A 17,984-nucleotide genomic window follows, 5' to 3' on the forward strand; every position below is an offset into this window, starting at 1 on the left:
CCATGACCCGGGCGGGCAGCATGCGGACGCGCTGTTGGGTTCGGCGGGTCAGCGACAGTACCTGGTCGACCAGGGCGGGAGTGACGAGCTGGGTGAGTTCACCCAGGTGTCCCGGGGCGAACACCCCGGCGCTGTCCGGTGGGGTGTGGGGCATGACAGACTGGTATGGCAACGGAGTTCCCGAACAGAGTGATCTTGGTCGACACTCGTTCTACAGGAACTCCGTTGTCTGCTTTTCAACCCCCTCAGACGCACCTCGCCCACCACCTCTTGACGCCGGCCACCAACACCTAACTTCCCGGCATTGCTTTGCAAACCCCCCGAGTTGACATCTCACGCAGGCCCGAACGGGTGACCCACGCCCCGAACGCGAACCGGCCGGGCACCGTCCCCGGTGCCCGGCCGGACCTGCGGCCACCCGACGTGTCCGGTGTTATCCGGCCACCCCGCTCCACACCGCCGTCGACCCGCTGTGGCCGACCATGACCACCAGCGTGGTGCTGGCCACCGCGGCGACCACGACGAGCACCGAGGCCGCCGCGGCGATGCGACGCCAGGTCCTCGGCACCACGACCGGGGCGGGCTCGCTGGTCTGCCCGCTCGCCCCCGAGCCGGCGGTGCCGGTCTGCTCGGCGGTCCGTTCCCGGTCGGCCAGCCGGCCAGCCACCAGCAGCACGACCACGACCACGCCGAAGCCGAGCGCGATGGGCAGCAGCGTGACAGCGAGGTTGGCGTGTGCCGTGATCCCCGGGTTGTCCTCCGCGCCCAGGCGCTCCCGCAGTTGGGCGCCGGTGAAACCGGCCATGGGGGTCGCCGCCACCGCGAGCGCCGTGAGCACCAGCACGGGCCAGCCGAACTTGCGCCGCCACCGGGCGTTGACGGCGACGCCGATCGCGCACAGCGAGGCGAGTGGCAGCAACACCACCACCGCGTGCACTACCAGTGGGTGAGCGGGCAGGTCGAACACGGTCAGCATGTGGTTGCCTCCTGAATGGACCGCGTCGGGGCGGCACTGAGGCCGTCACCGGTGGGGGGCGTGCGTTCGGCACTCATGCGATCTCCCCGACCGAGCCGCGCCGATCAGTGGGGACGCTGGTGCGCCGGGGTGCGGAGACGGTGTGGCGAATCACGACGCCGCCGTCGGCGGAAACCGCTCCGCGATGTGGAGTTCGGGAGCGTCCCGTGCCGTCTGTGCGTGCCATTGCCGTCCCAACGCCGGTAGGTCATTCGGGGTTCCCCCGCGCAACCCCCCTAGGCTATCGGCGTGGTGAGAGCCGATGGCAGGACTGACGACGTACTCAGAGACATTCGGGTCACCCGGGGGTTCCAGAAGTGGCCGGCCGGGTCGGTGCTGGTGGAGTTCGGCAACACGAGAGTGTTGTGCGCGGCCAGCGTCACCGAGGGCGTGCCCCGGTGGCGGGCCGGCTCCGGGCTCGGGTGGGTGACGGCCGAGTACGCCATGCTGCCCTCGGCGACCCACACCCGCAGCGACCGCGAGTCGGTCAAGGGACGCATCGGCGGGCGAACACACGAGATCAGCCGACTGGTCGGGCGGGCGCTGCGCGCGTGCATCGACCTGGCCGCGCTGGGCGAGAACACGATCGTCATCGACTGCGACGTGATCCAGGCCGACGGGGGCACCCGCACGGCGGCCATCACCGGTGGCTACGTGGCGCTGGCCGACGCGGTCACCTGGCTGCGCGCGGCCGGCCGGCTGGCCGACCCGCAACCGCTGTCGTGCGCGGTGTCCGCGGTGAGCGTGGGCGTGGTGGACGGCAAGGTCCGGTTGGACCTGCCCTACGAGGAGGACTCGCGCGCCGAAGTGGACATGAACGTGGTGGCCACGGACGCGGGCACGCTGATCGAGGTGCAGGGCACGGGCGAGGGGGCCACGTTCGCCCGGTCCACACTGGACGCCATGCTGGACCTGGCACTCGCCGGCTGCGCGCAGCTGTGCCAGATCCAGGCCGAGGCGCTGGCCCAGCCCTACCCGTACGAGCTGCCCGAGCGGGTCACCAAGACCAAGGCGGGCAAGGGATCGGGAGGCCGGTCGTGACCCGGGTGCTGTTGGCCACCCGCAACGCCAAGAAGCTCGCGGAACTGCGGCGCATCCTGGCGGCCGAGGACGTGGCCGGCATCGAGATCGTCGGCCTCGACGAGGTGCCGGAGTTCCCGGAAGCCCCGGAAACCGGCGCGACCTTCGAGGAGAACGCACTGGCCAAGGCCAGGGACGCGGCCAGGGCCACCGGACTGCCCGCCGTGGCCGACGACTCCGGTCTGACCGTGGCAGCGTTGAACGGTATGCCCGGTGTGCTCTCGGCCCGCTGGGCCGGCCGGCACGGCGACGACGAGGCGAACCTGCGCCTGGTGCTCGGCCAACTCGCCGATGTGCCGGACGAGCGCCGGGCCGCGGCCTTTGTCTGCGCGGCCGCCCTGGTGTTGCCGGACGGCGGCGAGACCGTGGTGCGCGGCGAGTGGACCGGCGCGCTGACCCGGGAACCCAGGGGCAGCAACGGTTTCGGCTACGACCCGATCTTCGTGCCCGAGGGCGGGACGCGGACGTCGGCGGAACTGGAACCGTCCGAAAAGGACGAAGCGTCGCACCGGGGACGCGCGCTCCGGTTGCTCGTTCCACACCTGCGCGCGCTCGTGCGGGGCTGAGCCGGGCCGTGGTTGGCGGGTGGTGGGCTGGTGTGCGCCGGTTCACCACCCGTTCCGAGTTGACCTCTGCCTAACTTCACCTGTCAGGGTGCCTGGTGACAGTTGGAACAACACGGCACAGGGAGAACAGGTGGAGTTCACCGGACGCAAGGTCGTGATCACCGGCGCGGGACGCGATTTCGGCCGCGCACTGGCCATCCGGTTCGCGGATGTGGGTGCGGAGGTATTCCTGTCCGCGCGATCACTGGCGGCGGCCGAGCGCACCCGCGACGAGATCCGGGCGCGCGGCAACGAGCGGGCGCACGCGTTCGCGTGCGACCTGAGCCAGCCCGCGTCGGTGCGGGCGTTCGCGGACGCCGTGGCGCAGTCGACCGACCACGTCGACATCCTGGTCAACAACGGCGCCCCGTACCTGGACGCCGGGGGATTCGAGGCGGCCACCGACGAGGACATCGCGACGACCATCGCGTCGGGCGCGACCGGCACGGTGTTGGCCACCAAGCACTTCCTGCCGTTGCTGCTGCGCTCGGCAGTCCCCGACGTGGTGACCACGGTGTCGACGTGCGGAGTGCCCGGACACGAGCGCTCCACCGCGCACGAGGCGTTCTACGCGGCCAAGTCCGCGCAGGCGGGGTTCGTCGACATCCTGTCCAAGCGCCTGCGGCCCCAGGGTGTTCGGGTGATCTCGCTGTACCCGCCCGACTTCGCCAACCCGGACCCGCTGTCGGCGGAGTGGCACACCACCCCGCGCGGCGCGCACGACAACCTCACGGCGGACTCGCTGATCAACTGCGTGCTGTTCGCGGTCAGCCAGCCCCGCGACTGCTTCATCAAGGCGTTCCACTTCGAGCAGGTGCGGTAGGGCACCACCGTGTGGGCGGTGCCTGTTTGTCTGGTGACAGGCCCCTTGCTAAGGTCGATTGCGACATCTCACCGTGGGCCGCACAGCCTCGCCAATCAGCTTTCCCGTGTCCGACGGCACGAGGAAGGTGGGAGTCACACCCCATCCTGACAAGGTGTTCCTGCGATGGTTGTGACAGTTCGGCGAGCACGTCCACGGTTCGCTCTGCCGGCATTTCGTTGTCCTGTGCCCTGTTGTGTGTTCGGCCTTTCGTTTGCTGATACCCCGGGAGAACCCGGAAGTTCGCCGAAAGCCCTGCTTCGGCGTTAGCGCGTCCGGTCTGCGGTCACGCAACCAGCGGATGGTCCACAAGTCCCGAACCGGTCGTTGACCGGGGCTGCGGCAGCCGCTTCGGTGTGCCCGGTTCCCGCGCGCTGACCGGTCTTCATCTCTGCGGGGTAACAGGAATGTCGGAAGTGAACACCGCTGAGCAGCCACCGGCGCAACGCCCGTGGTTGGTGCTCGGCATCCTCTGCATCGGTTTCTTCATGTCGCTGCTCGATGGCAGCATCGTCAACATCGCCATCCCGACGTTGACGCACCGCATCGGTGCCACCTACGACCAGGTGCTGTGGGTTGTCGACGCCTACCTGCTGGTCTTCTCGGTGCTGCTGATCACCACCGGACGGCTCGGCGACATCTTCGGATACCGGCGTCTGTTCCTGACCGGTGTCTCCGTCTTCACCATCGCGTCCACCCTCTGCGGACTCGCGGGCTCACCGGGACAGCTGCTCGGTGCGCGGGTGCTCCAGGGGCTGGGCGCGGCGATCCTCTTCCCACAGGTCATCTCGTCAATCGTGGCGATCTTTCCGCCTCGGCTGCGCGGGCGGGCGTTCGGTGTCTTCGGCGCGATCGTGGGCACCGCACCGATGCTCGGCCCGATCGTGGGCGGTGTTGTTCTCGCCCACCTCGACTGGCGCTGGATCTTCTTCATCAACGTGCCAGTCGGGGCGGTCACGGTGGTGTTGGCACTGCTGTTCGTCCCCGCTGTGCGGCCCGGCCACGCCCATCAGCTCGACCTCGTGGGCGTGGCACTCGCCACCGCGGGACTGACCGGCATCGTCTTCGGTTTGGTCGAGGGGGAGCGCTCCGACTGGGCAACGATCAGCGGGCCGATCAGCGTGCCCTCGGTCATCGTTGTCGGCGCGCTGTTGTTGGTGCTGTTCGTCTTCTGGCAGCGCGTGCAGCGTGGTCGACGTGGCGAGCCACTGATGCCGTTGGACCTGTTCGCCTCCGGGCGCAACTTCCCGGTGGGCAACTGGATCGGCTTCGTCTTCCAACTCGGCATGATCGGCGTTTCCTTCGTGCTCGTCATCTACCTGCAGACGGCACGCGGGTATTCGCCGTTGCAGGCCGGCCTGATCCTGCTGCCCAATGCCGTGCTCACCGCGCTCGGCTCGGCCGTCGCCGGCAGGCTCTCCGACAAGATCGGCGCCAAGTTCGTCCTCATGGCCGGGATGGCCACCCTCGCGCTCGGCTTGGTGGTCCTCGTCGTGATGGCACGCGCGGACGCCGCCGCGTGGCAGCTCCTGCCCGGTCTGGTGATCATCGGTGTGGCCAGCGGGGCCACCTTCGCGCCGTTGCAACAGGCCACAATGGACGGTGTCGAACCGCGACTCGCGGGCGCCGCGTCCGGGGTCGCCGGCACCACCCGGCAGGTCGGCGGGGTGCTCGGCACCGCGGTGGTGGGCGTGGTCCTGACGGCCTGTCTGGGCTCGGTGCTCCGGGGCGCGGCGGAGGAACGGGCGAGCCAGTTGCCCGTGGCGCTGCGCGCACGGTTCGTCGAGGCCGTGGTGGCCGGCGGCGACAGCTTCCGGCCACCGTCAGCGCCAAGTGGCCTGTCACTCGCCGACACCGCCGTTTTCGAGCGGGTGGGCCACGAAACGTTCGCGGCGGCCTACGTGACGGCGATGCGGGTGACCCTGCTGGCCTCGGCCGCGGCGCTCGTGGTGGCCGCGCTGTGCTGCCTCCTGTTGCGGGGACGCGGGCCGAACCAGCCCCGTCCCGAGGTCGGTGCTGCGGAGGACACCAAGGAGCCGCAGGCTACCGCGGAAGGCTGACAAGGCTCGCGAACACCAGGAGCGGGCTCGGTGCGGCGACCTGTCGTGCGGAGGGCCACGCCGCGCCCGCTCCTGTCCAGCCCACAGGATCAACCAGGGGACAGGACCAGCACCGCGAACCAGGGTCAGGCGAGCAGGTCCTTGAGCAGGCGGGCGACGTGGCCGGTGGCCTTGACGTTGTACAGCGCCTTGGCGATGGTGCCCTCGGCGTCGACCAGGAAGGTGGAGCGGATCACGCCCTGCACGGTGCGGCCGTAGTTCTGCTTCTCGCCGAACGCGCCCCACTCGGTCATCACCGCGCGGTCGGCGTCGGAGAGGAGCGGGAAGTTCAGGCCCTCGTCGGCGGCGAACTTGGCCAGTTTCTCGGGCTTGTCCGGGGAGATGCCGAGGACCTGGAAGCCGGCGTCGTTGAGGTCGCCGAGGTTGTCGCGGAAGTCACAGGCCTGCTTGGTGCAGCCGGGCGTGCCCGCCGCCGGGTAGAAGTAGACGACGACCTGGCCGCCCCGGTAGTCGGACAGGGACACCTGCTTGCCCGTGCTGTCCGGCAGGGTGAAGTCCGGTGCCTTGTCACCGGGGGACAGGCGCGTGGGTTCGCTCATGGCGTCGACGGTAGCCGGGACGGCTGACCGCGGGATGAACAGGCCGGTGCAACGACCGCCCGGGCCCACGGCGGTGTGGGTCGCGGGCCCGGGGTTGGTCGGTCGCGCCAGGAGAGCAGCGCTCAGGCCTGGCCCTCGTACACGGCCTCCGGGGTGACCTGGGAGGACGTGCTCGGCTGGACGGTGACCTTGACCGGGGCCCGCTGCTCCGGCATGGCGAAGGCGAGCGTGGTGGTCAGCTGCTTGCCAGGAAGAACCTCTTCGTTCGCGCTGGCGATGCCGTTCAGGCCCTGGGCCGAGTCGAGCACTTCCTGGGCGTGCTCACCGGCCACGATCGCCCGGACGGACAGTTCCGAGGGCTTGTAGGGGTTGCTGCCGCCGTTGCTCACGGTCACCTCGAACACGGCGGCCCGGGGTGCCTTGGGGTAGGCGGTGTCGCTGGGGGCCAGCGACTTCGGCTCGGAGATGGTGATGGCCAGACCGTTCTGCCACAGTCGGGACACGCCGAAGGCCGTGGCTCCGGCCGTCGCGGGCGCCTCCTGGCGAGATGAGCCGTTGCTGTGTGAGGACTCGGTGGCCGAGGACGACGTGCCGGTGGATTCCTGGTTCGGTCCGCATCCGGTAACGGCGATGGCCAGGCTCACAGCAGCGGCCAGCCTGACGATCTTCACGGAGTTCACCCTTTCCGCGCGAGCGGTGTGAGGCGGAACCTTTCCGCCCATGTAGGTGAATCGGTTGTCGGACCCCTTGACGTTAGGGGCCGAGTCAGACCTGCCGCCGGCCTGTGGCCAAGCCGTGATGAGGGCAGCGCACAACGTGGGCGGCGCCACAGGAAGTGTGCGCCGCCCACGCCTGCCGCGTGTAGCGGCCGATGAGCATTGACCCGAACGGAGGAACTCCGTACGGGCTACGAGCGCGTCGGGGGGCGTGCGCGCTCGTCACGGTCATCGCACGCTGTGCGCAAACCGCTACATCGGATGATGAGCTTCACCCATTTGTTGGCATGGTCGTGGTGTCACCAGGGACTTCTGTCTCACCGCCGAGGGGGAAAAAGCCGCGTGACGATGGTGCGTTTCCGCGGCGGGCCACCTAGCGTGGGCACCGGGCCGCGTCCGCCTTGTCCCTGGGGGCGCCTGACGCGGACCCTCGGTCGGGCCACCGGCCCGCCGGATCCGCCAGCACCCGCGCGCCACCCGGCCGCCGCCGACGCGGCGACGGGGACGGTGCTGGCGGATCTACCCGAAGCGGGCCCGGCCGTCGAACCGGCGGGTCAGCGCAGCTTCGCGACCAGCTCGTAGGAGCGCAGCCGGTCGGCGTGGTCGTGCACCATGGTGGTGATCATCAGCTCGTTGGCCTCGGTGGCGTCCAGCAGCGCGGTGAGCCCCTCGGCGACCGTGTCCGGGCTGCCCACCACCGCCGACTCCATCCGGTCCCGGACGATCTCCCGCTCCAGGTCGGTGTACGGGTAGTCGGCGGCCTCCTGGGGGCTGGGCAGCGGGCCGGGGCGGCCCTTGCGCAGTTGCAGGAAGGACAGCCCGTTGGGCGCGGCGATCCACCGGGCGTGCTCGTCGGTGTCCGCGCACACCACGGACACGGCCACCATGGCGTAGGGCTCGGCCAGCTCGGCGGACGGGCGGAACGACGCCCGGTACAGCTTGAGCGCGGGCAGGGTGTTCTCCGAGCTGAAGTGGTGGGCGAAGGCGAACGGCAGGCCGAGCAGCCCGGCCACCTGCGCGCTGTAGCCGCTGGAGCCGAGCAGCCAGATCGGCGGGCGGTTGCCGGCCGCGGGCACGGCGGTGATCGCCGGCGCTGGCTCGCCCTCTGCGGGCGGGGTGAAGTAGTGGATCAGCTCGCTGAGCTGCTGCGGGAAGTCCTCGGCGGACAGCGCCGAGGTGGACCGGCGCAGCGCAGCGGCCGTGGTCTGGTCGGTGCCGGGCGCCCGGCCGATGCCCAGGTCGATGCGCCCCGGGTGCAGCGCCTCCAGCATGCCGAACTGCTCGGCCACCACCAGCGGCGGGTGGTTGGGCAGCATCACTCCGCCGGAACCCACGCGCAGCGTGCTGGTCACGCCCGCCACCTGGCCGATCAGCACCGCCGGCGCCGAACTGGCGATGCCCGGCATGTTGTGGTGCTCGGCCAGCCAGTAGCGCTGGTAGCCCAGGCGTTCCACGTGCCTGGCCAGGTCCAGGGTGTTGCGCAGCGCCTCGGTCGCGGTCGACCCGCTGACGATGGGGGCGAGGTCGAGGACGGAGAACGGAACGGCGGAGAATCGGCTCACCTCGGTGTCAACGCCGCGACCGGCCGATTGCTTCCGGCCCGCCGGTCCGCACCGGGTCGCGCCACGCGCTGGGCGGCACGACCCGCGCGGCGCGGGGGCCGGTGCCGCTACCCCTACGATGTCTGGCCATGAGCGGCGAGGAAACAAGCTTCATCGAGTGGCGCAACAAAGCCAAGAACGAGCGTGACGCCGATGCCGGTGGTGGTCCCAAGAACCTGGTGCTGATCGGCGTGGTGGCCGCGGTGGTCATCATCGCCGCGGTGGTCGTGGGACTGATGCTGCTGTCCTGACCCGTGCCCGGAGCGGCCACTGCCGTCGGCGTCCAGCGCGGGGCGCCGACGGCACCGACGCTCACCCGCCCAGCAGTGCCGTGGTCATCCGGTGCAGCCGGAGGGCGTTGGCCCGGTCGAAGGCCGGGTGGTCCAGGCTCAGCCGCTGGTCCTGCTGGAACGCGCTGAGCGGCTCGGCCGGCGGGTCGTCCAGCAGCCGGACCAGGGGGACGATCGCCTCCTCGACCGGCGCGGCGGTCTGCCTGAACTGGTTGATCTGGGCGGTCAGGACGGGGTCCTGGTCGGCGTAGTCGCCGGCGAAGCTGGTGGCGACCCCACCGGGGTTGACCAGCACGTAGGGCACCGCGCCGGTGCCGGCGAGTTCGGCGAAGGCCACGCCCAGCAGGTCGTTGGCCCGACTGCCCTGGAACATCGCGGTGAGCGGCTGGTAGTCGCGGGTCAGCTGCGGGTCGTCCCAGTGGATCTCGCCCACCTCCACGCCGGGACCGCAGATGTTGAGCACCACCGGCCGGGCGGCCCTGGCCAGCAGCGGCTCCAGGCCGAAGCTCAGCAGGAACCGGCTGAGGTAGTACAGGGCGAAGGTGTGCTCGAATCCCTCGGCGGTCTCGGTCCGCCGGGTCCGGTAGAACTGGGCGCCCAGCACCAGCGCGTCCACCTGCGCGAACCGGTTCTCGATCGCGGCGATGACCCGCCGGTTCTCCGCGACCAGGCTCAGGTCGGCGGTCAGGGAGGTGGCCCGGTCGGCGGCGCCGAGCCGGTCGGCCTCGGCGCGGAAGGCACGCCCCTTGGCCTGGTCGCGGCCGATGACCACCACGTGGTCGCCCCGCCCGAGCAGGTGCCGGGCCAGGCCCTGGCCGATACCCGCTGTTCCACCCGAGATGATCACGGTTCGCACGGTTACTCTCCCTGGAACACGTCGGCCGGCGCGGTCACCGCGACCCGGTCCGGCAGGAAAGTCATCGACTGATGACTCTGCTGACCGTAGTGAGCCGGGTCGGCGGATGTCAACGGTCGAGGACTTGGTCAGGAGGACCCGTGAGCACACCCGAGTCACCACGGCCGCGCCGCCGCGACCGCGCCGCCACCCGGGCCGCGCTGCTGGCCGCGGCGCGCCTGCGCTTCGCCCGGGACGGCTACGACGCCACCGGCGTGCGGGACATCGCCGCGGACGTGGGCGTGGACCCCGCCCTGGTCTTCCGCTACTTCGGGTCGAAGCAGCGGCTGTTCGCCGAGGTCACCGCCGGTGCCGGCGCCGAGGTCGCGGCCGGTGCCACCGCCGGTGTCGGCACCGGGGCCGCGGCCGGTGCCGGTGCCGGTGCCGAGGAGGCCGGCGACGACGGGGGTGCCGCGGACCTGCCGCTGTGGCTGCTGCGCTCGGCGGTGGCCGCGGACTGGTCGGACTACGCCGGCGAACACCCGTTCGTCGCCCTGCTGCGCTCGTCCGGGCACGAGGACGCGCGAACCCAGTTGCAGCAGCAGATCTGTGACAGCTACGTCCGCCAACTCGCGGCGGTGTCGCCCGGGCCGGACCGGGAACTGCGCGCCGAGCTGCTGAGCGCCTGGCTGCTCGGCATCGGCGTGGCGCGGTCGGTGATCCGCACGCCGCGGCTGGCCGAGGCCGACTTCGCCGAACTCGCGCCGTACTTCGCCGAGATCGCCGCCATGCTGCTCAACCGGCCGGCGGCGGCTGCCGATAACACGTCCAACACGCCGGCCGCCGCGGACTGAGCCGGGTCGGCCGGCCGGGCCGCCAGGGACGCCCACTACCGACGGTGACGTTCCTGGTGGTGGCGATGTGCCTCGACCGGGTGGCCGCCGGCCGGGTGCGCCGGTGCGGCGGCCGGGGTGATATGTCGGCAATGCGCCCGAAAACGCGGTTCCCCATTAGATCAATTCGCTGGAACGGATCGAAAAACAGATTTGCCCGCGCGTGTTCCCCGGGCTCATGTTATATGTCCCGGTGAATCATTTGTTCGTCCCTGTGCGGGTGTTCGAGGACAACCGTCCGCGTGACCGTGTCTTCCTCGACTCCGGGCCGTCCTGGCTACAGACTCGGAATGCTGGCCGAACGGCGAGCACCAACGACCTAGTAGCGGGAGGTCTCACGTGCGGCTCAGGTCATCCCTCATGGCGACGTTGATGTTGGTCACCGCCCCGCTCGTGACTCTTGCCGGTATGCCCACGGTTCCGGTCGCCAGATCAGCCGAAACGAAGAATGCGGTCGTCAACTTTTCCGCCCACCCGGACGACGATCTGCTCTTCATGAATCCGGACATTGTCGCCGACATCCAGGGCGGCAAGGAGGTGTGGACGGTCTACCTCACCGCGGGCGACGTGCCGTTCCCGGCCGGCCCGCTGAACTACGCCAACCACCGGGTCGAGGGGGAGCTGGCCGCCTACGCGCGCGCGGCCGGCGTGCCCAACGTGTGGGAGTACGACCCGTTGTTCCTGTCCGGCCGCGAGGTCAGCTCGTACGTGCTGGCCGACGCGGCCGTCCGGCTGGTCTTCACCTACATCCACGCGGCCGGCCCGGACGACTGGACCGGTGACCTGGAGCGGCTGTGGCAGGACTATTCGTTCGTGTCGTATCCGATCGACGGCGGTGATCCCTACACCCACGAATCACTGGTCGAGATGATTGCCGAGCTGCTGCACGAGGCCCAGCCCCAGCTCATTCGCACGCAGGATCCGGACGCGGAAACAGAAGATCACATCGACCACGCCGGCGGCGCCCTGTTCGTGGCCGAGGCGGACAGTCCCGACGGAATCACCGCGATACGCCGGGTCGAGTACTACAGTTACCCGATCCAGGAAATGGAACCGAATGTCACCGGTTACCTGAAGGACGAGAAAACCGCCGTCTGGTACGAATACCGGCCCTATGACGATCAGTTGGTCGAGGGTGACTGGGACAACGTGATGGACCGCCAGTACACCATCCGCACATTCGAGCCGGGCACGCCCTGGTTCCCCGGGAAGAAGCTGCCGACCGGTCGGGCGGCGAATCCCGACCACCCGCCGGCCGAGCACCACCGCCAGGGTGGTCCGGGCGGCCAGGGCTGAGGTCCACTCGCACCTGGCCGCCCGGACCAACGCGGCCGCCGCGGGCCGGACCGGTCACGCGTGGTGACCGGTGAAGTCCAGGATGCGGCGCCACGCGTCCGCGCACGCGTCCCGCCAGTCGCCGAACGAGCGGTCGAAGAACGAGTGCGGCGCGCCGTCGTAGACGTGCATGGCGAAGTCCTTGCCGGCCGCGCTGAGCCGGTCGGCCAGCTGGCGGAACTCCGCCTGCGGGGTCGCCACGTCCGCCCCGGCGATCAGCAGCAGCAGCGGCTTGCCGAAGTCGTCCACCACGTCGTCGACCAGCTCCGGCTTGCCGTAGAAGCCGATCACCCCGGCCAGGTCGAGGTCACTGGCGGACAGCCGCCACGACTGGCTGCCACCGAAGCAGAAGCCCACGGTGAACACCGCTCCGGCGCCGTGCTCGCGCAGCCAGTCCACGGCCGCGGCCACGTCGGTGCGCACCTGGTCGGGGGTCACCTGCCCGATGTGCGCCTGCCAGTCGAAGGAGTCGTCGCGCGCGCCGATGCCGGCGGTGCGGCCGAAGTAGTCCAGGGCCACGGCGTGGAAGCCGGCCTCGGCGAAGCGCTGGGTCAGGTCCTCGTAGTAGGGGTGCAGGCCCCGGATGTCGGGCAGGATGACCACGCTCCGGCCGTTGGGCGTGGCCGGGACCGCGTGGTGGGCGGCGAACCGGTTGCCGTCCGCCGCGGTCAGCTCCAGCCGGCCGTGCTCGGCGACCTCGCCGGGGTTGGGCGGCGCGGGCGGGCGGCTGTCGGTGCTGTGGCACATGGTCGTACTCCTCGGGATCCGCGTTCAGCGTTGTGTTCACCTCTGGCGGGGCGGGTCAGCCCAGCATCGCCGGGCGGCCCGTCCACCGCCACGCCAACCCTGCCAAGCCCGGCCGGTCCCGCCCAGCCACTGGTGAACCCGTGCACCGCGGTTACTGGTACTGACAGGACCACCCTCGCCCGGCGCTCGTCGGGCACACTGACCGGCATGGCAGACGGTTCCGAACTGGGCAAGTTCCTCCAGTCCAGACGGGCGCGGATCAGTCCGGAACAGCTCGGCCTGGTCGGTGGCCCCCGGCGCCGCGTGCGGGGGTTGCGGCGCGAGGAGGTCGCCCAGTTCGCCGGCATCAGCGTGGAGTACTACGTGCGGCTGGAGCAGGGCCGCGCCACCCGACCCTCGGACGAGGTGCTGGACGCCATCGCCAGGGCACTGCACCTGACCGAGGTGGAGCAGGCGCACCTGCGGGACCTGGCGCGGCTGCGGTCGCGGCGCCGCGAGCCGGCTCGGGCCAGGACCACGACCACGCACACCCGGGTCCGGCCGGAGCTGGCGCACCTGCTGGCCGCGATGGACCAGCAGGTGCCCGCGCTGGTCATCAACTTCCGCATGGACGTGCTGGCCTGGAACCGGCTGGCCACCCAGCTGTTCTTCGACTTCGACGCCAGCCCGCCCGCGCGGCGCAACCTCGCCCGGTTCGCCTTCCTGGACCCGGCCAGCCAGCAGGTCTTCCTGGACTGGCCGGAGGTGGCCAGGGCCACGGTGGGCGCCCTGCGGCTGGCCGCCGGCCGCCACCCGGAGGACGCCGGACTCGCCGCGCTGCTCGGCGAGCTGTCCGTGCACAGTGGACAGTTCGGTCGGCTGTGGGCCGGCCGGGACGTGAAGCAGCGCACCCACGGCGTGAAGCGCTTCGCCAACCCGCTGGTCGGCGAACTCAGCCTGCACTACGAGAACTTCGAGCTGCCGGGGGAATCCGGTCAGCGGCTGATCACCTTCACCGCACCGCCGGACAGCCCGGCGCACAACGCGCTGCGGCTGCTGGCGCTGTGGACGCTGCCCAGCGCACCGGCGGACAGCCAGCCAACCGCGTGACCACGGCAGGCTCCAGTGTGGACGGCTGGCCCGGCCCGTGCACCGCTCCGCTCACCAGAACCGGCAGTCCGCGGCCCCGCCGCAGCCGAACACCGTGGCCGCCGCGTCCGGCCCGGCGGCCAGCACGGCCGGGGCCAGCCGGACGAAACAGGGCAGGCAGGGCACCAGCAGTCGGCGGTAGCCGGTGCGCACCAGCCGGTGGGTCCGCAGCGGCCGCAGCGCCCGCTGCGCCGACACCTCCGAGGCCATCGCCAGCTGCGCCAACTCCTCCTGGCTGAGCGGGATCTCCACGCCCCGGCCCTCGGCCTGGTCCTGGAAGACCCCGACCAGCTCCAGGAGCACACCCACCAGTCGGGTGCCGACCTCGTGCGAGGTCAGCCTGATGTGCCGGCGGTCGGCCGCCCGCAGCCGCGCCACCACCTGCCTGGCGACCTCCTGGGCGGCCCTGGGGTGGTGGTCCAGGAAGTGGACGAACCGGTCCCGGGAGACCTTGATCCCGTGCACGCCGCTGTGCGCGAGCACCGACGCCGAGCGCGGCCGGCCGTCCAGGCAGGCCATCTCGCCGAGCAGCTCACCCCGGCCGCGCACGCCCAGCAGCCGGTCGGTGCCGTCCTCGTCGCCGGTCACCACCTTCACCTGGCCGGTGCGCAGCACGATCACGCAGTCGCCGACCTCGCCCTCGCGCATCAGGTACTCGCCGGGGCGGTACTGGATGGCCCGCCCCCGGTCGAGCAGGGCCAGCAGTTCACCGCGGGGCATCCGGTCGGCGAACGTCGTCGGCGCGTGGTCGGCCGCCCAGCGCGCGCCGACGCCGGCGCCCGGGGGAGTGGCCGCGCCCCCGGGTGAGTCGGAACCGGGTGCGCCGGTGAGGTGGCGGAGGTTGTTCATGGTCCCCCTGCAGGATGTCGCTGAACAGACCGTCGCTGAACAGATTGTCGCTGAACAGATCGTCGTTGGGTGGATCGTCGCTGGGCAGGTGTCGCTGAACAGGATGTCGTTGGGCGGGATTCCGCTGAACCGGATTTCGCGGCCGTCGGGAAACGGTCGCGAATCCAGTGGATATTCCAATGGACAGGGAAAAGCCTTGCCGCACTGATCGCTCGCCCTGTCGCCAACGCATCCCCGCTGACCTGCCAGTTTGCTGTCCGCACGTGGTTATCAGGCTGCCGTGAATGCTCCACCAGATCCAGTCGCGCCGGCAAAGCGGTCGACCTCAGCGCCAAACGGTCGCCGGACTTCAGGCCGAACGAACCAACGCGTCCGCCGTTCTCGCCGCAAGGCTCAGTCCAACTCGGTGGGAATTGAACGGTGGCCCCGCGATTCCCGCGCCGGGGCACCGAGCCGACGGGCCGCGTCGGGCGCTGGCCTACCCTGCGCAGGGAGCGGGAGCTGGTCCCGCGCCGGCCCTGCCACCAGGGTGAACCCGACGCCGAACACCACGCAGAACACCAGGGAGGACTTCGCCCATGCCGCTGGACAGCAAGACCGTGCGGATCGCCGTGCTGCCCGACCCCACCGGCAGCGCCGCCCGCGTCGCCCAGGAGGCCGGCGCCCACCCGGTCCCGCTGCACGACGCCAACGCCCTGGTCTGGACCGCGTCCAGCCCCGCTGAGTTCCCCACCGACCTGCCCGACTCGGTGCGCTGGGTCCAGCTGCCCTCGGCCGGCGTGGAGAAGTGGCTGGCCAACGGCATCGTGGACCGGCAGCGCGTGTGGACCTCGGCGACCGGTGCGTACTCCCGGCCGGTGGCCGAGCACGCGCTGACGCTGATGCTGGCCGCGGCCCGGCGGCTGCCGGACTGCGTGCGGGCCACCACCTGGCGCAAGGACGAACTCCGCGCGAGCGTGGGCACCCTGCGCGACGCCACCGTGGTGATCGTCGGCTGCGGCGGCATCGGCCGGGCGTTGATCCCGCTGGTGGGCGCGCTGGGCGGGCAGGTGGTGGCGGTGAACCGCAGTGGCCGGCCGGTGCCCGGCGCGCAGCGCACCATCGCGGCGGCGGACGCGGCCGACGTGTGGTCCCAGGGCGACTACCTGGTGCTGGCCGCGCCCGCCACCCAGCAGACCGAGCGGCTGGTCGGTGCCGAGCAGCTGCGCCGGATGCGGTCGTCGGCCTGGCTGGTCAACGTGGCCAGGGGCACGCTGGTGGACACCGACGCCCTGGTGGCCGCGCTGGACGCGGGCGAGATCGCCGGGGCCGCGCTGGACGTGACCGACCCCGAGCCGCTGCCCGACGGCCACCCGCTGTGGACGCACCCGCGCGCCATCATCACCCCGCACGTGGCCAACCCGGAGACCACCCTGCGCGCCTACTTCCACGAGCGGCTGACCCACAACATCCGCCGCTACGCCAGTGGCGAGCCGCTGATCGGCGTGGTCGACCTGGACGCCGGCTACTGATCACCCGGCTGGTCGCGCTCCTGCCGGAGCACCCGATCGGCCCGAACCGGGCGAACCCGGGCATTAGTTGCATGAGCAACGGAACCGGCGGAACCGGTTGTCCGTCCCAGACGGCGAATCGGGGGACCGGCGGAAGGCAGGGGTGGCAGTGACCGAACGATTTCACGTGGTGCCAGCGGAGTTGCGCGGCTATGGCGAGCTGCTGGACCGCAACGCGCAGCACTTCCTGACCATCAAGGACCACGCGATCAGCAAGGGCGGTGACACGGCCGGCTTCACCGGGCTGCTGTCGCTGCTGGTGCCGGTGGTGACCGGGGTGGCCGAGCTGTACGGCGAGACGCTGGACTTCGCCAACTCGAAGATGGTCAAGGAGGCGCAGGCGCTGAACAAGACCGCGGACACCTACGAGAAGGTGGACGCGCTGGGCCGGCAGGGCCTCGAAGGCGTGGCCACCAAGCTCGACGCGGCCGCGGCCGCGCCGAAGACCGGGGGTGCCCGGTGACCGCCTACGCCGACGTCGAGGACCCGACCGCCGCCCTGAACGCGCCGGCCGAGGACCGGCCGGGCCGCCAGACGACCAAGGAGCTGATCGAGGCCGCCGGCTGGAAGATCCAGGGCGTCAACTGGATCTACGAGAAGGTCACCGGCGAGAACCTGGTCGAGTCGCTGATCAACCCGCTGCTCGGCGACTTCGAGAAGATCGACGCCAACGCCAACGCCTGGGACCAGGTGGCCAAGGCGCTGGACGCGGTGCGGCACAACGTGGGCGGCGGCGCCGAGCAGCTGGCCCAGCACTGGGAGGGCCCGGCGGCCACCAGCTTCCAGCAGCGCATGGGCACCATGTGGGTGGTGGCCATCGAGGCCGACTCGCAGGTCGCGCGGATCATCGGCAACAAGTTCCAGTCGATGGCCAACACCTGCCGCAAGGCCACGAAGATCGCGCTGTTCCTGCTGGACAAGCTGGTCACCAAGCTGGTCGAGGCGGCGATGACCTCCTGGATCCCGGTGGTCGGCTGGGGGCGCGCGGTGTGGATGGTCTACGACGCCGTGCAGATCGTGGACGCCATCCGCAAGATCATCATTTCCATCCAGACCCTGATCGAGGGGGTCAAGGGGATGATCGACGGCATCAAGGCCATGGGCACCGCGCTGATGAAGCTCAAGGACGTGCGGGACGTCAACGACGCGCTCGACGTGCTCGACGACTTCCAGGACGGCCAGCAGAAGTACAGCAACGGCGCGGCGGCGGCCAAGTCCGGGGCGTTCGGCGCGGCGCTGGGCGGCTACAGCCTGGGCAAGGCCGGCTCGGCCGCGTCCGGTCGCTACGGCGGCGGCAGCAGTGGTGGCAGCGGTGGCAGTGGTGGTGGCTCGGGCGGCGGTACGGGCAGCCCGGCGCCCGCTTCGTCAGGTGGAGGCCAGCAGTGACGTTTCCCTACGACAACGCCAAACTCCAGGCCCTGCTCGCCGACGTGGACTCGGCACTGGCCAATGTGGACAGGACGGCGGCCGAGGCGAGCCAGGTCCAGTCCCGGTCCAGCGGACTGTCCGAAAAGGACATCGCGGAGATCGAGCGGGTGGCGCGCGGTCCGGGCGCGCCCAAGGAGCTGAAGGACCTGCAACGCCGGGTCGAGGCGGGCGAACTGTCCTGGTCGGACATTGCCGCCGGCCGGGTCCTGGACGACGCGGGCGTGCGCGACGCGTTCGCCACCGGCCTGCCCAACCTGCGCCGCGCCTACGTGGCCATCGAGGAGGGGCAGGACATCGACGAGATCATCGAGTCCGGCCAGCCACGCCGAGGCAGGCCGTCCGGTGACGATGACGACGAGCCGCCGACCTTCCTGGAACGGGTGTAGCCGGC

General features: G+C 70.9%; 22 protein-coding genes. 14 read left to right on the forward strand and 8 right to left on the reverse strand.

From position 1 onward, the window contains the following. Both LX83_RS37745 and LX83_RS08775 read right to left on the reverse strand, forming a co-directional pair. Nucleotides 1–154 (reverse strand): transposase domain-containing protein (locus LX83_RS37745; protein WP_301327932.1); only part of this gene is annotated, 154 nt, incomplete at its 3' end. A 279-nt stretch (nt 155–433) separates the two neighbouring features. Continuing rightward, nucleotides 434–976, reverse strand: coding sequence for a DUF2231 domain-containing protein (locus LX83_RS08775; RefSeq protein WP_253769175.1), 543 nt, complete (start codon nt 974–976; stop codon nt 434–436). A 288-nt stretch (nt 977–1,264) separates the two neighbouring features. On the opposite strand from LX83_RS08775, the gene rph reads away from it, so the two are divergent. From rph to LX83_RS08795, 4 genes are all read left to right on the forward strand, one after another. Further along, nucleotides 1,265–2,056, forward strand: a complete 792-nt coding sequence (rph, locus tag LX83_RS08780; protein ID WP_253769177.1) for a ribonuclease PH — start codon at nt 1,265–1,267, stop codon at nt 2,054–2,056. Continuing rightward, the gene (gene rdgB, locus LX83_RS08785; protein WP_253769179.1) at nt 2,053–2,661 is read left to right on the forward strand and encodes an RdgB/HAM1 family non-canonical purine NTP pyrophosphatase; all 609 of its coding nucleotides are present in this window, start codon (nt 2,053–2,055) and stop codon (nt 2,659–2,661) included. Before rph ends, rdgB begins: the two co-directional genes overlap by 4 nt. 130 nt (nt 2,662–2,791) lie before the next feature. Continuing rightward, nucleotides 2,792–3,523, forward strand: a complete 732-nt coding sequence (locus LX83_RS08790) for an SDR family oxidoreductase (protein WP_253769181.1) — start codon at nt 2,792–2,794, stop codon at nt 3,521–3,523. Between the two features lie 455 nt (nt 3,524–3,978). After that, nucleotides 3,979–5,622, forward strand: coding sequence for a DHA2 family efflux MFS transporter permease subunit (locus tag LX83_RS08795; RefSeq protein ID WP_253769184.1), 1,644 nt, complete (start codon nt 3,979–3,981; stop codon nt 5,620–5,622). A 125-nt stretch (nt 5,623–5,747) separates the two neighbouring features. Here LX83_RS08795 and bcp read toward each other — a convergent pair whose 3' ends face one another. After that, on the reverse strand, nt 5,748–6,221 hold the full coding sequence (gene bcp, locus LX83_RS08800) for a thioredoxin-dependent thiol peroxidase (protein ID WP_253769186.1): 474 nt from the start codon (nt 6,219–6,221) through the stop codon (nt 5,748–5,750). Between the two features lie 122 nt (nt 6,222–6,343). Continuing rightward, nucleotides 6,344–6,724, reverse strand: a complete 381-nt coding sequence (locus LX83_RS08805; protein ID WP_253769188.1) for a hypothetical protein — start codon at nt 6,722–6,724, stop codon at nt 6,344–6,346. A 70-nt stretch (nt 6,725–6,794) separates the two neighbouring features. Between LX83_RS08805 and LX83_RS37750 the strand changes: the two genes are divergently transcribed. Next, nucleotides 6,795–6,923: a hypothetical protein gene (locus LX83_RS37750; RefSeq protein ID WP_301327912.1), complete on the forward strand. Its 129-nt coding sequence runs from the start codon at nt 6,795–6,797 to the stop codon at nt 6,921–6,923. 568 nt (nt 6,924–7,491) lie between these two features. Here LX83_RS37750 and LX83_RS08810 read toward each other — a convergent pair. Continuing rightward, nucleotides 7,492–8,499, reverse strand: coding sequence for an LLM class flavin-dependent oxidoreductase (locus LX83_RS08810; protein ID WP_253769190.1), 1,008 nt, complete (start codon nt 8,497–8,499; stop codon nt 7,492–7,494). A gap of 128 nt (nt 8,500–8,627) precedes the next feature. Here LX83_RS08810 and LX83_RS08815 point away from each other — a divergent pair, with 128 nt between their 5' ends. After that, nucleotides 8,628–8,789, forward strand: a complete 162-nt coding sequence (locus tag LX83_RS08815) for a hypothetical protein (protein ID WP_253769192.1) — start codon at nt 8,628–8,630, stop codon at nt 8,787–8,789. A gap of 61 nt (nt 8,790–8,850) precedes the next feature. Here the strand turns inward: LX83_RS08815 and LX83_RS08820 are convergent, their stop codons facing one another. Beyond that, nucleotides 8,851–9,684 (reverse strand): SDR family NAD(P)-dependent oxidoreductase, encoded by an 834-nt coding sequence (locus LX83_RS08820; RefSeq protein WP_253769195.1) that lies wholly within the window; start codon nt 9,682–9,684, stop codon nt 8,851–8,853. Nucleotides 9,685–9,824: 140 nt separating this feature from the next. Between LX83_RS08820 and LX83_RS08825 the strand changes: the two genes are divergently transcribed. Both LX83_RS08825 and LX83_RS08830 read left to right on the forward strand, forming a co-directional pair. After that, nucleotides 9,825–10,517 (forward strand): TetR/AcrR family transcriptional regulator, encoded by a 693-nt coding sequence (locus tag LX83_RS08825; RefSeq protein ID WP_253769198.1) that lies wholly within the window; start codon nt 9,825–9,827, stop codon nt 10,515–10,517. Between the two features lie 399 nt (nt 10,518–10,916). Then, on the forward strand, nt 10,917–11,852 hold the full coding sequence (locus LX83_RS08830) for a PIG-L family deacetylase (RefSeq protein WP_253769201.1): 936 nt from the start codon (nt 10,917–10,919) through the stop codon (nt 11,850–11,852). A gap of 54 nt (nt 11,853–11,906) precedes the next feature. Here the strand turns inward: LX83_RS08830 and LX83_RS08835 are convergent, their stop codons facing one another. Next, the gene (locus tag LX83_RS08835) at nt 11,907–12,638 is read right to left on the reverse strand and encodes a dienelactone hydrolase family protein (RefSeq protein ID WP_253769204.1); all 732 of its coding nucleotides are present in this window, start codon (nt 12,636–12,638) and stop codon (nt 11,907–11,909) included. A gap of 207 nt (nt 12,639–12,845) precedes the next feature. Here LX83_RS08835 and LX83_RS08840 point away from each other — a divergent pair, with 207 nt between their 5' ends. Then, nucleotides 12,846–13,727, forward strand: a complete 882-nt coding sequence (locus LX83_RS08840; RefSeq protein ID WP_253769206.1) for a helix-turn-helix domain-containing protein — start codon at nt 12,846–12,848, stop codon at nt 13,725–13,727. 51 nt (nt 13,728–13,778) lie between these two features. Here LX83_RS08840 and LX83_RS08845 read toward each other — a convergent pair whose 3' ends face one another. After that, nucleotides 13,779–14,615, reverse strand: coding sequence for a Crp/Fnr family transcriptional regulator (locus tag LX83_RS08845; RefSeq protein WP_253769209.1), 837 nt, complete (start codon nt 14,613–14,615; stop codon nt 13,779–13,781). Here LX83_RS08845 and LX83_RS08850 point away from each other — a divergent pair. The 5 genes from LX83_RS08850 (at nt 14,614) to LX83_RS08870 (ending at nt 17,979) form a co-directional block, all read left to right on the forward strand. Continuing rightward, nucleotides 14,614–14,823, forward strand: a complete 210-nt coding sequence (locus LX83_RS08850) for a hypothetical protein (RefSeq protein WP_253769211.1) — start codon at nt 14,614–14,616, stop codon at nt 14,821–14,823. The genes LX83_RS08845 and LX83_RS08850 overlap by 2 nt on opposite strands. Nucleotides 14,824–15,193: 370 nt before the next feature. Then, nucleotides 15,194–16,126 (forward strand): D-isomer specific 2-hydroxyacid dehydrogenase family protein, encoded by a 933-nt coding sequence (locus LX83_RS08855; protein WP_253769213.1) that lies wholly within the window; start codon nt 15,194–15,196, stop codon nt 16,124–16,126. 148 nt (nt 16,127–16,274) lie between these two features. Further along, entirely contained in the window at nt 16,275–16,628 is a 354-nt protein-coding gene (locus LX83_RS08860) for a hypothetical protein (protein ID WP_253769215.1), read from the forward strand. Beyond that, the gene (locus LX83_RS08865; RefSeq protein ID WP_253769218.1) at nt 16,625–17,551 is read left to right on the forward strand and encodes a WXG100 family type VII secretion target; all 927 of its coding nucleotides are present in this window, start codon (nt 16,625–16,627) and stop codon (nt 17,549–17,551) included. Before LX83_RS08860 ends, LX83_RS08865 begins: the two co-directional genes overlap by 4 nt. Beyond that, a complete protein-coding gene (locus LX83_RS08870; RefSeq protein ID WP_253769220.1) occupies nt 17,548–17,979 on the forward strand; it encodes a hypothetical protein in 432 nt (143 codons plus the stop codon). The genes LX83_RS08865 and LX83_RS08870 overlap by 4 nt, the downstream gene beginning before the upstream one ends. Nucleotides 17,980–17,984: the final 5 nt, after the last annotated feature.

This window comes from Goodfellowiella coeruleoviolacea, from assembly GCF_024171785.1.
GTDB classification, from domain to species: Bacteria; Actinomycetota; Actinomycetes; order Mycobacteriales; family Pseudonocardiaceae; genus Goodfellowiella; species Goodfellowiella coeruleoviolacea.